The organism is Citrobacter sp. On2M (assembly GCF_018035235.1).
Classification (GTDB): domain Bacteria; phylum Pseudomonadota; class Gammaproteobacteria; order Enterobacterales; family Enterobacteriaceae; genus Citrobacter; species Citrobacter meridianamericanus.
Genome location: NZ_WPCV01000004.1, coordinates 936,962 through 950,193, shown reverse-complemented (window position 1 = coordinate 950,193; position 13,232 = coordinate 936,962). Strand labels below are relative to the sequence as shown.

Below are 13,232 nucleotides of genomic sequence, written 5' to 3'. Positions count from 1 at the left end.
TTTCGCCCATTTTTAAACTAAATTAATCGTATGAACAACCGCCAGCAGTTGCTCGCGAAAGCGCTGTGCGGCGTGACTTTGTTCATGATGCTTAGGCCACACTAACCACATTTCTGAGACGGCATCTTCTTCCGCTATCGGGAGCCAACACATTTCATACAATTGCACCCGTTTAAAGGACGCGGGAAGAATGGAAACACCTAATCCTGCAGCCACCAGCCCAATGATAGTCATCGCCTCACCAACCTCCTGAGCGATAGTAGGCTTCAGTCCATAGCGACGCATCAGACCAAGAATATCGTCATACAACCCCGTCCCCACGTGTGGATCAAAAAAGACAAAGGGTTCGTTGGCCAGCTCTGCCAGCGTAACTACCGGCTTTTGCGCCAGCGGATGCGCGCGCGGGATCATCGCCATCAAGGGCTCATGCAGAATAATTTCACGCTCCAGCGTTTCCGGAAGATGCGTGTTGCGTAATAGTCCTAAATCCAACGTTCCTTCGTTAAGCGGGGCAATTTGCTCGCGCGTATTCATTTCCCGGGTTTGCATATGGACTGCAGGGTAGCTCTGGCGGAACAGGGATAACGTATCAGAAACTGCTTTGATAAACGGCGCCGATGATGTAAAGCCGATACGCAACTCCCCTGCTTCTCCCAGATGCAAACGCTCAGCCCTGGCAGCGGCTTCATTAACCAGACTAAGGATCTGTCGGCTGTCCGCCAGAAACTGCTTGCCGGCAGACGTCAGCGCCACGCTACGGTTAGTGCGCGCCAGAAGTCGGGCACCGACCTGCTGTTCCAGGATCTGGATTTGCTGGCTGAGTGGCGGTTGCGAAATATTCAGTCGAGCCGCAGCTCGACCAAAATGCAGCTCTTCGGCAACCGCCACAAAGTAACGTAAATGACGCAATTCGATATTCATATTTTTAAAATATTATTTGAGATTATTAATATATTAGACAGAATATTGTGAGTTTCATACTCTTAAGGCTAGACCTGTAGAGGTAATTGATTGAGCAAGGATTTCAAGTGAGCCGTACAACAACTGTCGATACCGCGCCGGCAAGCGATGTTGATGCACAGAGAGTTACCACGCCGGATGGTTTTATCAAACGTGGCACATCCCCATTTATGCGCGTCACGCTGGCGCTGTTTTCTGCCGGACTGGCAACTTTTGCTCTCCTCTATTGTGTGCAACCCATTCTGCCCGTGCTCTCACACGAGTTTGGGGTCTCTCCCGCCAGCAGCAGTATTTCGCTTTCCATCTCAACGGCGATGCTCGCCATTGGTTTATTGTTTACCGGCCCACTTTCTGATGCGATAGGTCGCAAGCCGGTAATGGTAACGGCACTCCTGCTTGCGTCCTGCTGTACGTTGCTTTCCACGATGATGACCAGCTGGCACGGTATTTTAATCATGCGCGCACTGATAGGCCTTTCGCTGAGCGGCGTGGCGGCAGTGGGTATGACCTACCTGAGTGAGGAAATTCATCCCAGCTTCGTCGCCTTTTCAATGGGTTTATATATCAGCGGTAACTCGATTGGTGGTATGAGTGGTCGTTTGATCAGCGGCGTGTTTACCGACTTCTTTAACTGGCGTATCGCGTTGGCGGCGATCGGGTGTTTTGCCCTTGCCTCCGCGCTGATGTTCTGGAAAATCTTGCCGGAATCTCGTCATTTCAGACCGACGTCGCTGCGCCCGAAGACGTTATTTATTAACTTTCGTTTGCACTGGCGCGACAGAGGGTTGCCGCTGCTGTTCGCCGAAGGTTTCTTGTTAATGGGATCTTTTGTGACGTTGTTTAACTACATCGGCTACCGTCTGATGCTCTCCCCGTGGGAACTCAGCCAGGCTGTTGTCGGCCTGCTGTCAGTGGCGTATTTGACCGGGACCTGGAGTTCGCCGAAAGCAGGTTCGATGACCACCCGCTACGGACGCGGCCCGGTAATGTTGTTTTCAACCGGCGTGATGCTGGTTGGGCTGTTGATGACCCTTTTTACATCGCTATGGCTAATTTTCGCCGGGATGCTGCTCTTTTCAGCTGGATTCTTTGCCGCGCACTCCGTGGCAAGCAGTTGGATTGGGCCACGGGCAAAACGCGCTAAAGGCCAGGCCTCTTCCTTATATCTGTTCAGTTATTATCTGGGATCCAGCATTGCTGGCACGCTGGGCGGTGTATTCTGGCACAGCTATGGCTGGAACGGCGTAGGCGGATTTATCGCCCTGATGCTGGTGCTGGCGTTGCTGGTCGGCACACGTTTACACCATCGTCTGCACGTGTAATCCTCGATGCCCGGCCTCCGGGCATCATCTTCATGAACCTGACAGTAACATCTGAGCCGCCATTTGCAGGGCAATAACCGTTCAATTCATCACTATATGCAGCATAATCGGCATCAATGCCAGGAAGTGTTATAGCCTCTCTTTACTCAGGAATATCATCTCAGCTACTCAGTGGAGAATCCGCCAGCGGCAACGTAAAACGGAAGCAGGCCCCTGCCGATGAATTAACCAGGCTTATATCCCCCCCATGCAGCTCGAGCATTCTTCGCACAATCAGTAAGCCCAGACCACCACGTTCAGCCCGCTGCTCACGGGGAATTAACGCGGTGGGGCGCTGAAATAAGACTTCTCGTACAGCGTCCTCCACCCCAGGTCCGCTGTCCTGCACTTCCGCTAATAGGCGGTCTGCATCACACCAGACTTTCAACCATACATCGCCCCCGTCAGGCGTATGACGGATAGCATTATCCAGCAAATTCGTCACCACTCTTTCCATCATTGATAAATCGGCATTCACCAATGGCAACGGCCCCATTACTTCAAGGTGCAACTGCAAATGACGCGTGGCAACGGGGAGATCAAATTTCTGCGCCACATCCTGGATAAGCTCGCCAATTGCAAAACGCTCGCGCTGCGGTTTTATACCACCATGCTCCAGTCGCGCCAGCTCAAACAACTGTTTCGACAGATGACGAACCTTATGCCCCTGGCGTAACGCGATACTCAGATAATGCCGGTTTTCATCCGGCGTCATCGTATCCGCTTTCAGCGACAGCATTTCCAGGTACCCCAGCAGCGATGTGAGCGGCGTGCGTAAATCGTGTGAGATATTGGCAATAAATTCTCTGCGCTGACGATCGCTGTCAGCCAATAAATCCCACTGCTGTGCGATTTTCTGCGCTAACTCGATAAACGCGTTGTTCAGTAAGGCAATCTCATTCGCCGGAGCCGAATCAGGATTTTTTTGTGCCAGCTGTTTAATAACGCTAATGCTGTCCTGTTCCAGTTTGACCACCTGACCGGTCAGCCTTTTCACCGGATTCGTCACCCATCGCCACACCAGGAACCCCGCGATTGCACCAGCGAATAAAACCAGAATTAACGTCCCGGCCACGGTGTTCCAAAGCGTTTTTTGCCAGGCGTTATTTGCCAGCATATTCAGGTCTTCGCCCTGGAGAATGATGTACAAATAGCCGTGCAGCTCACCGTTGAATAACACTGGCGCGGCGCTAAAAACCTTTTGCTGACTACTGCGCGGATCGTTGCCATATACGGGCAACTCGTTCGAATTAAGGAACGCTTTAATTGGTTGTACGCTAATTTTCTGTCGCTGCAGATGCCCAGGCGGGGCAGCATCAGCGAGTAATTCACCGGACGGTGAAACCAGATACAGCTCCACGCTTGGATTGAGCGTCATCAGGTGATTGAAAAGTCCTTTTAAGGTCTGGCGATTAACTTGCCCGCTGGAGTCAATAAGTGGCTCACTTTCGACAATCTTACTCGCCAACGCCAACGAGAGCCTTTGCACCATCGCATCACCATACTGTTTACTGCTGCGGATCTGAACAGCGCTGACGGCAACCGCGCAAATCAGCATAATGGCGGTAAAGACCAGGGTCAGTCGCTGGCTCAGCGACAGGCGATAAATCATGACTGATGCTCCGCGTTAACCGCAGCAAGCTTATAGCCTCTTCCCCAAACGGTGAGAATAATTTCCGGCTCAGCCGCATCTTTTTCAATTTTGGTCCGCAGACGATTGATATGGCTGTTCACCGTATGTTCATACCCTTCATGCTGGTAGCCCCACACCTGATCTAACAGTGCCTGACGCGAAAAAACCTCTCCTGGATGACGGGCGAAAAAATAGAGCAAATCGAACTCCCGCGGCGTCAAATCGAGGGTTTTACCTTGCAAGCGGACCTCCCGGGCTAATGGATCAATCTCTACGCCATGAACGGTGATAATCCCGGCCTCCATACGCAGGTTCTGACTCATTGCCTCCTGACGGCGAAATAACGCCTTCACCCGAGCCATTAACTCCAGCACGGAGAAAGGTTTAGCTAAATAATCATCGGCGCCCATTTCCAGCCCCAGAACACGGTGCGTTTCACTGGTACGGGCGCTGATAATGATGACGGGTAGATAGAAACTCATTTGACGAATGCGACGACAAATCTCCAAGCCGTCCACTCCTGGCAGCATCAAATCGAGGATAACGGCATCCCAGACGTGCTTCTCGAGTTGCTCAAGCGCACGCGCACCATTTGCTTCATGTATAATTTCGTACCCCTCATCCTTCAGACTCAGTTGCAAAAGTGAGGCAATATCACTGTCATCTTCCACCAGAAATATCTTTTTTGCGCCAGTCATCAGTGTCATCCCCCTCTCGTCATACTGAAAGCTTACCTCAGGCAAGGGGCGGAAGTTATCACAAAATTTTTAACTTTTCGTGAGGATCAGGGGATACCCCTGCGCCCAGTATGTCGATATAGACACGTCAGGCATTCAAAGCGAAACGTCGCTTTGTTTTCCTCAATATGACAACAAAAAGGAAAAGTTATGCAGAAAAAACGCCTACTTCGGGAAGCTGATGTAACAGCCGAGTCAGTTTTTTTTATGCAACGTCGACAGATCCTTAAAGCTCTTGGGATAGGCGCGGCTGCGGCATCGTTGTCTTCCCCGACACAGGCCAATTTGTTGAATTGGTTTAAAGGTAACGATCGTCCACCTGTTCCGGCGGGCAAAACGCTCGAATTCGCAAAACCCGAGCGCTGGCAAAGCAATCTGCCCCTGACGCCGGAAGACAAGGTGACGGGCTACAACAACTTCTACGAATTTGGTCTGGATAAAGCCGATCCTGCCGCGAATGCCGGTAGCCTGAAAACCGAGCCCTGGACGTTAACTATCAGCGGTGAAGTAAACAAGCCTTTGACGCTGGATCATGATGCACTGACCACGCGTTTTCCGTTAGAAGAACGCATTTACCGGATGCGTTGCGTCGAGGGCTGGTCAATGGTCGTGCCATGGGTTGGCTTTCCCTTGCATAAATTATTGGCGTTGGTTGAGCCAACCAGCCATGCCAAATACGTCGCTTTTGAAACTCGCTACGCCCCTGACGAAATGCCTGGCCAGAAAGATCGCTTCATTGGTGGAGGACTGAAATATCCCTATGTCGAAGGTCTGCGTTTGGATGAGGCCATGCACCCGCTCACACTTCTGACCGTGGGCGTGTATGGCAAAGCGTTGCCGCCACAAAACGGGGCGCCAATACGCCTGACGGTCCCCTGGAAGTACGGCTTCAAGGGTATTAAATCGATAGTCAGTATTAAGCTAACGCGAGAGCAGCCACCGACAACCTGGAATATGTCGGCGCCAAACGAATACGGTTTTTTCGCCAATGTAAATCCGCAGGTCGATCACCCCCGCTGGTCTCAGGCTTCAGAGCGTTTTATCGGTTCGGGTGGCATTCTCGATGTACAGCGGCAGCCTACATTGCCTTTTAATGGTTATGCCGATGAGGTGGCGTCTTTATATCAGGGCATGAATCTACGGGAGTATTTTTAAGTGAGGTTAACCGTAAAACAGATAACGGGCCTGAAAGTGCTGCTGCATCTCGCCGGTTTTTTACCCCTGGTGTGGCTTTTCTGGGCCGTACAGCATGGCGGATTAGGTGCCGACCCAGGAAAAGATATCCAGCACTTTACAGGTATCACTGCGCTGAAGTTTTTACTTGTGACTTTGCTAATATCGCCGCTTGCACGCTATGCAAAACAACCTTTGCTGTTTCGCACTCGGCGGCTGTTAGGTTTATGGTGTTTTGCCTGGGCCACGCTGCATTTGACCAGCTATGCGCTGCTGGAGTTGGGTATACAAAATCTGGGACTATTGGGACGTGAACTGGTTTCACGCCCATGGCTGACGCTGGGCATAATAGGTTGGATAATCTTACTCTTGCTGACGCTAACGTCCACGCAAGCCGCGCAGCGTAAAATGGGTAAACGTTGGCAAACACTGCACAATTACGTTTATCTGACTGCCATTTTGCTACCGCTTCATTACCTGTGGTCAGTAAAAGTGTTATCCCCGCTTCCCATTATCTACGCCATTTGTTTTGCCGTGCTGCTGGCTTTTCGCTATAAAAAGCTGTTACGGAAAACCGGTTACAAAGGTGTGTTTATGAAAAGTGAATGAATCACGGTAAACTTCTCATACACCTAAACAGAACGAGAACAAAAAATGAGTAGCAATGATAATTACCATCAGCTCACCCGCACGTTCCAGCGGCTCTCTCGCTTCTCCCACCTCTCGGCAATCGCCAGTTGGGACATGTTTACCATGATGCCATCCGGCGGCAGTAAAGCACGCGGTGAAGCGCTGGCCGAGTTGAGCGTGCTCGAGCACCAGCTGTTAACCGATCCGAAGGTGGCAATGTGGATCGCCGCGGCCCAACAGGAAGACCTCAACGATGTTGAGCAGGCCAACCTGCGCGAAATGTCGCGTCTGCATCACCAGGCATCGTTGTTGCCTGAATCGCTGGTAGAAGCGAAATCACTCGCGGGAAGTCGTTGCGAACACGCCTGGCGCAGCCAGCGCCCCGCGAATGACTGGGAAGGATTTTCCGACAACCTGAAAGAAGTCGTGAAGTACAGCCGAGAAGAAGCCCGACTGCGCGCAGAGGCTAAAGGCTGTACGCCTTATGACGCGCTACTGGACATTTTTGAACCAGGGATGACCAGCGCCCAGTTGGATGTCCTGTTTACTGACGTTAAGAGCTGGCTTCCTAACCTGCTCAACAACGTTGTGGCGAAGCAGTCTCAGCAGTCGCTCATTGCCCCGGTTGGTCCCTTCCCAACCGCTCTCCAGCGTGAGCTGGGTCTGGAAACAATGGCTCAGTTGGGATTCGATTTTACGGCTGGCCGACTGGATATCAGCGCACATCCCTTCTGTGGCGGTGTACCGGAAGATGTTCGTATCACCACCCGCTATGATGAAAACGAATTACTCAGCGCGCTGTTTGGTGTGATCCATGAAACCGGTCACGCCCGCTACGAGCAAAATCTGCCGCGCAACTGGTCAGGTCAACCTATCGCTTTGGCACGCTCAACCGCCATTCATGAATCCCAGAGTTTGTTTTTCGAGATGCAACTGGGCCGTAGTGAAGCCTTCCTGACGCGGTTAATTCCGGCGGTGAGGCGGTATTTTGGCGATCAGGCTGCGTTTGAAGAAAGCAATTTCATCGCCTGGAATCAGCAGGTTAAACCCGGATTTATCCGTGTTGATGCCGATGAGGTAAGCTACCCCGCTCACGTGATCCTGCGTTATGAAATCGAACGTGAGCTCATTAATGGCGATATTGAAGTGGATGATATCCCGGCATTGTGGAATGAGAAAATGCAGGCCTGGCTGGGACTGTCAACGATCGGCAACTATCGTAACGGTTGTATGCAGGATATTCACTGGACCGACGGCGGCTTTGGCTACTTCCCTTCTTATACCTTAGGTGCCATGTACGCAGCGCAGTTATTCAGTGCCGCTAACCGCGCGTTGCCGAATTTAAATCAGTCTATTGCGCAAGGCGAGTTTGGCGCATTATTTGACTGGTTACGTCAGAATATCTGGCAGCACGGCAGCCGTTTTACCACTGAACAGCTTATTACCCAGGCCACCGGGGAGCCGCTTAGCAGCCGTTATTTCCGCGCTCACCTGGAAGCCCGCTATTTGTAATCTCATACCGTGAGTCATTGTACATATCGTTACACGCCGAAACCAATGACTCACGGAAGCCCTGTGATTACAGCGATATAGTTATTTCAACGGCCCCGCAGTGGGGTTGAATGAAAAACCAAATCGAGGGTATGAGAATGAAAAAAGTATTAGCTCTGGTTGTTGCCGCTGCTATGGGTCTGTCTTCTGCTGCATTTGCTGCTGAAACAACTGCTACCACCACTCCGGCTGCTGCTGCAACTACCAAAGCAGCCCCGGCGAAAACCACTCACCACAAAAAACAGCACAAAGCAGCGCCGCAAAAAGCGCAGGCAGCCAAAAAACACACTAAAAAAACGACAACCAAGCCGGCAGTAGAACAGAAAGCGCCGGAGCAAAAAGCGCAGGCCGCTAAAAAACACACAAAAAAAGCGGCAACCAAACCAGTAGCAGAACAGAAAGCGCCGGAGCAAAAAGCTCAGGCCGCTAAAAAACACACCAAAAAAGCGGTAAAACAAGACACCGCTAAACCGGCTGCTCAGCCTGCAGCATAACGTCTTTGTAGTCACTGTGGCGTCCCCCACGCCATAGCAAACGGCGCTAAATCAACCGGATTTAGCGCCGCCATTCGGAGGGTAAAATGGTGTCACATTACCGCTTTGAGTTCATTCTTATTACCCTGATAATTTGCGCCATCATCGCCATGCGTTTTTATCTTTCCTGAATGTAGTTATCTGATTTTACTCCCACTTTCTCGTCGTCCCGTCTATAGTATTAACTGAGGGTTTGCTGTTAAAAATCATAATTCCCCACCAGAGCGTGATATGCCTAAAACCATTGCTGTATTACTGGGTTCACTTTGTTTACTTCCTGTCGTTGCACATGCGGACAAGCCTGCAACGGACAGCGCTGAAGCAGAAAATATAAAAACGCTGTTTTTTGGTCATGACGATCGCATAAAGGTGACTGACCCGACACAATCGCCGTGGGACGCTATCGGGCAACTGGAAACCGCCAGCGGTAACCTGTGTACCGCCACGCTTATTTCGCCACATCTGGCCCTGACAGCCGGACACTGCTTACTCACGCCCCCGAAAGGCAAACCGGACAAGGCCGTCGCATTGCGCTTCGTGTCTAAAAAGGGTCTATGGCGCTATGAAATCCACGACATTGAAGGACGGGTTGCGCCCTCACTTGCCAAACGTTTAAAAGCCGATGGTGATGGCTGGATAGTGCCGCCTGCCGCAGCCCCGTGGGATTTTGGTCTGGTGGTACTGCGTAATCCGCCTTCGGGCATCACACCGCTGCCACTGTTTAACGGCGACAAAGACGCGTTAACCGCAGCGTTAAAAACTGCAGATCGTAAAGTCACCCAGTCGGGCTATCCAGAAGATCATCTGGACGACCTGTACACGCATCAGGATTGTGTCGTGACCGGCTGGGCACAGAATACCGTCTTGTCACACCAGTGCGACACGCTTCCGGGTGACAGCGGTTCGCCATTGATGCTGCAGACCGAGTCTGGCTGGCAGTTGATTGGTGTGCAAAGCTCCGCTCCGGCTGCCAAAGATCGCTGGCGGGCAGATAATCGCGCCATATCCGTGACCGGTTTTCGCGATAAGCTGGAAGAGTTGGCGAAGGATTAACATGTGCTGCCCGCATTACCGGGCAGCACGGATATCAGGCAAGTTTTATCATTATCATTCCGGCCAGCAGCAGTACCACACCGATCCAGCCCTTATTATTCAGGCGCTGACCAAACAGCACCCAACCAGCCGCTAACGTTGCGGCAATACCGAATCCGCCCCACAAGGCATAAGCCACAGAAAGATCGATACCTTTTACCGCTTGCGACAGCGCGCTAAAGGCCGCTAATACAGCAGCCAACGACAGCACGCCATAAATCTTGCGGCGAAAACCATCGGAAAATTTCAAAAAGACGTTAGCGACGATTTCTAACACGATGGCCATACCCAGCCAGGCACCGTGAACCCATTCAAACTGTTGCATGAGTCACCTCTTTGCCCGGTTTAACAGGCTTTCGGGTGCCGGATTTGATCAGCACAATGCCGACCACCAGCGAAGCCAGTCCTGCCACCTTCAGTGTGGACAAGGTTTCGTCAAATAACAGCACGCTAAATAGCGTAATAAATAAAATACCGATCCCTTCCCACAGGGCATAGGCCACACCAAGGGCAATTTTTTTAACGGCAAAACTGAGAAAAATATACGATAAGGCGATCATTACCAGCATTAAAATAAAGCCCGAATTACCATGACCGACGCTTGCCCATTTCATTGAAAGCGTACCGGTAATTTCAGCCGCGATGGCCAGACCTAATAATATCCAGTAAAACATGATGCTTCTCCTGCGTGAGAATATAGTCCTTTGGGCCTACTGCATGCAGTAAACCAAAAAAATAAAGTGAGTTAGCTCAGCGCGCAGCGCCAGCTCAGGCAGAAGAAGGGACTATAGCGCGTTGCGCCAGTGTTGCTCACCTGCAAGCAGGAAAGAGGAAGAAGTACGAAGAAGTGTAGGTAAACGCAAAAACATCCTGAACATATTGTCCATAATATTACAATTATCCGCAGTGTTGCTTCTCATCATCGCGGATGATAATTGTCCTCGGTAGTTAAACACAGATGATTTGTATCATAGCTTCAATACGAACTCAAAACCTTTTCACTTCTTTACTCAGTGCGTTTGATTTTTATTATAACGACTCGACGCAAGTCACATTATTATTAAGGTTCAAAATAAAAACGAAGGAATACACATGACAAAACCGATCATCACGCTTAACGGTCTTAAAATAGTCATTATGCTGGGCATGTTGGTGATCATCCTGAGCGGCATCCGCTTTGCCGCAGATATCATCGTTCCCTTTATTTTGGCGTTATTTATTGCCGTTGTGCTTAACCCCGTGGTGCAGTGGTTGGTCAAACTTCGCATCCCGCGTGTAGTCGCGGTGTCATTGCTCATCGTAATTATTGTGATGCTAATGGTGCTGCTATTAGCGTATTTAGGTACATCCTTAAATGAACTTGCGCGTACGCTGCCACAGTATCGATCTTCACTGGTAGTCCCGCTAAAAAATCTTGAGCCGTGGCTACAACGCGCAGGAATCGGCGTTTCTGTGGATGAACTTGTCAAATATATCGATCCAAACGCGGCAATGACGCTGGTGACCAATTTGCTGGCACAGCTTTCGAATGCCATGTCATCGATATTTTTACTGTTGCTGACGGTGGTTTTTATGCTGCTGGAAGTACCGCAATTGCCCAATAAGCTAAAACAAATGATGAGCCGCCCTATTGAGGGAATGGCAGCGATTCAACGCGCCATCGACAGCGTATCCCACTATCTGGTGCTAAAAACGGCGATCAGCATTGTCACCGGGCTGGTGGCCTGGAGCATGCTCGCCGCGCTGGACGTACGCTTCGCCTTTGTCTGGGGATTGCTGGCGTTTGCCCTCAACTATATTCCTAATATCGGTTCGGTGCTGGCAGCCATTCCCCCTATTGCTCAGGTTCTGGTATTTAGCGGCCTTTATGACGCTCTCGTTGTTTTGGCTGGCTACCTGGTCATTAACCTGGTGTTTGGGAATATCCTTGAGCCGCGGATCATGGGGCGTGGACTTGGACTGTCTACACTGGTGGTATTTTTGTCGTTAATCTTCTGGGGTTGGCTGCTCGGCCCTGTCGGGATGCTGCTTTCTGTTCCGCTAACCATCATTGTGAAAATCGCGCTTGAGCAAACCAATGGCGGTCAAAGCATTGCCGTGTTACTGAGCGATCTCAATAAAGAGTAAAATAAAAACGGCCTCCGCAGAGGCCGTTTCAGTTTTCGCTGACGATTACAGCGCTTTCAGGATCGCATCCACGCTGGCTTTGGCATCGCCAAACAGCATTTGGGTGTTTTCTTTGAAGAACAGCGGATTCTGCACACCAGCATAGCCCGTGTTCATCGACCGTTTGAACACAATGACGTTCTGCGCTTTCCACACTTCCAGCACCGGCATACCGGCGATCGGACTGTTCGGGTCATCCTGCGCCGCCGGGTTCACCGTATCGTTGGCACCAATCACCAGCACAGTATCGGTATCGGCGAAATCATCGTTGATCTCATCCATTTCCAGCACAATGTCATAAGGTACTTTGGCTTCCGCCAGCAGTACGTTCATATGACCTGGCAAACGCCCTGCTACCGGGTGAATACCGAAACGCACTTTAATGCCGCGCGCGCGCAGCTTCTCGGTGATTTCCGCTACCGGATACTGCGCCTGAGCGACTGCCATACCGTAACCCGGGGTGATAATCACAGAGTGCGAGTTCTTCAGCATTTCTGCCGTATCTTCTGCATTAATCTCACGGTGCTCGCCCACTTCTTCATCAGAACCAGTAGAAGAACCATCGGAACCAAAGCCGCCCGCAATAACGCTGAAGAATGACCGGTTCATCGCCTTGCACATGATGTAAGACAGGATCGCACCTGAAGAACCGACCAGCGCACCGGTGACGATCAGCAGATCGTTGCTCAGCATAAAGCCCGCTGCTGCCGCCGCCCATCCTGAATAAGAGTTGAGCATTGAAACGACTACCGGCATATCCGCACCGCCGATGGAGGCCACCAGATGCCAGCCAAAGGCCAGGGCAATTATGGTCACCACCAACAGCGCCAGAACCTGCAGGCCCACGCTTTCTGTACGAACAAACACCACCAGCAACAGGAAAGAAACTACCAGCGCTGCCAGGTTCATTTTGTGACGATTCGGCAGCATTAGCGGTTTAGAAGAGATCTTGCCGCGTAGCTTGCCAAACGCCACCACGGAACCGGTAAAGGTCACCGCACCGATGAAGATACCCAGGAAGACTTCCGTCAGGTGAATGTTCACCAGAATCGGTTCCAGGCCCGTGTCGTGATACAGATAGCTGTTGAAACCCACCAGTACCGCAGCCAGACCGACGAAACTGTGTAGAATCGCCACCAGCTCCGGCATCTCGGTCATCTCGACTTTCTTCGCCAGACGAATACCAATCGCGCCGCCGATGATCATCGCCACCAGAATCCACGCAACGTTGCCGGTATCCGGGCCAAAAATCGTGGCAATCAGCGCAATCGCCATCCCGGCGATACCGTAGTTGTTACCCTGCTGTGAGGTTTCGTGTTTCGAAAGCCCCGCCAGACTGAAAATAAACAGGATCGCGGCAACAATGTATGCAGCTGTAACTAATCCTCCAGACATA

At 51.2% G+C, this 13,232-nt stretch carries 13 protein-coding genes; 7 read left to right on the top strand and 6 right to left on the bottom strand.

The window, feature by feature from the left end; translation table 11 throughout:
• Positions 1–12: 12 nt before the first annotated feature.
• Complete coding sequence (locus tag On2M_RS14935) at positions 13–921, bottom strand: LysR family transcriptional regulator (protein ID WP_151225432.1); 909 nt, start codon at positions 919–921, stop codon at positions 13–15.
• A gap of 107 nt (positions 922–1,028) precedes the next feature.
• Between On2M_RS14935 and On2M_RS14930 the strand changes: the two genes are divergently transcribed.
• Positions 1,029–2,282 (top strand): MFS transporter, encoded by a 1,254-nt coding sequence (locus On2M_RS14930; RefSeq protein ID WP_151219142.1) that lies wholly within the window; start codon positions 1,029–1,031, stop codon positions 2,280–2,282.
• A 160-nt stretch (positions 2,283–2,442) separates the two neighbouring features.
• Here the strand turns inward: On2M_RS14930 and On2M_RS14925 are convergent, their stop codons facing one another.
• Together On2M_RS14925 and On2M_RS14920 are read right to left on the bottom strand one after the other, a co-directional pair.
• Entirely contained in the window at positions 2,443–3,933 is a 1,491-nt protein-coding gene (locus On2M_RS14925) for an ATP-binding protein (protein ID WP_210905050.1), read from the bottom strand.
• On the bottom strand, positions 3,930–4,652 hold the full coding sequence (locus On2M_RS14920) for a response regulator transcription factor (protein ID WP_151219495.1): 723 nt from the start codon (positions 4,650–4,652) through the stop codon (positions 3,930–3,932). Before On2M_RS14920 ends, On2M_RS14925 begins: the two co-directional genes overlap by 4 nt.
• A 189-nt stretch (positions 4,653–4,841) precedes the next feature.
• Between On2M_RS14920 and msrP the strand changes: the two genes are divergently transcribed.
• From msrP to On2M_RS14895, 5 genes are all read left to right on the top strand, one after another.
• A complete protein-coding gene (gene msrP, locus On2M_RS14915) occupies positions 4,842–5,846 on the top strand; it encodes a protein-methionine-sulfoxide reductase catalytic subunit MsrP (protein ID WP_210905049.1) in 1,005 nt (334 codons plus the stop codon).
• A complete protein-coding gene (msrQ, locus tag On2M_RS14910) occupies positions 5,847–6,473 on the top strand; it encodes a protein-methionine-sulfoxide reductase heme-binding subunit MsrQ (RefSeq protein WP_151225429.1) in 627 nt (208 codons plus the stop codon).
• Between the two features lie 45 nt (positions 6,474–6,518).
• Positions 6,519–8,006, top strand: a complete 1,488-nt coding sequence (locus tag On2M_RS14905; protein WP_151219140.1) for a carboxypeptidase M32 — start codon at positions 6,519–6,521, stop codon at positions 8,004–8,006.
• Between the two features lie 137 nt (positions 8,007–8,143).
• Entirely contained in the window at positions 8,144–8,539 is a 396-nt protein-coding gene (gene asr / locus On2M_RS14900; RefSeq protein WP_210905048.1) for an acid resistance repetitive basic protein Asr, read from the top strand.
• Positions 8,540–8,809: 270 nt separating this feature from the next.
• The gene (locus tag On2M_RS14895) at positions 8,810–9,631 is read left to right on the top strand and encodes a serine protease (protein WP_151219139.1); all 822 of its coding nucleotides are present in this window, start codon (positions 8,810–8,812) and stop codon (positions 9,629–9,631) included.
• Between the two features lie 34 nt (positions 9,632–9,665).
• Here the strand turns inward: On2M_RS14895 and mdtI are convergent, their stop codons facing one another.
• Positions 9,666–9,995 carry a multidrug/spermidine efflux SMR transporter subunit MdtI gene (mdtI, locus tag On2M_RS14890; protein ID WP_151219138.1) on the bottom strand — a complete coding sequence of 110 codons (330 nt, stop codon included), beginning with the start codon at positions 9,993–9,995 and terminating at the stop codon, positions 9,666–9,668.
• On the bottom strand, positions 9,982–10,347 hold the full coding sequence (mdtJ, locus tag On2M_RS14885) for a multidrug/spermidine efflux SMR transporter subunit MdtJ (protein WP_161799268.1): 366 nt from the start codon (positions 10,345–10,347) through the stop codon (positions 9,982–9,984). Before mdtJ ends, mdtI begins: the two co-directional genes overlap by 14 nt.
• A 415-nt stretch (positions 10,348–10,762) precedes the next feature.
• Between mdtJ and On2M_RS14880 the strand changes: the two genes are divergently transcribed.
• Positions 10,763–11,797 carry an AI-2E family transporter gene (locus On2M_RS14880; protein ID WP_151219136.1) on the top strand — a complete coding sequence of 345 codons (1,035 nt, stop codon included), beginning with the start codon at positions 10,763–10,765 and terminating at the stop codon, positions 11,795–11,797.
• 45 nt (positions 11,798–11,842) lie between these two features.
• Here On2M_RS14880 and pntB read toward each other — a convergent pair whose 3' ends face one another.
• Positions 11,843–13,231, bottom strand: coding sequence for a Re/Si-specific NAD(P)(+) transhydrogenase subunit beta (pntB, locus tag On2M_RS14875; RefSeq protein WP_210905047.1), 1,389 nt, complete (start codon positions 13,229–13,231; stop codon positions 11,843–11,845).
• Between the last annotated feature and the right edge of the window lies 1 nt (position 13,232).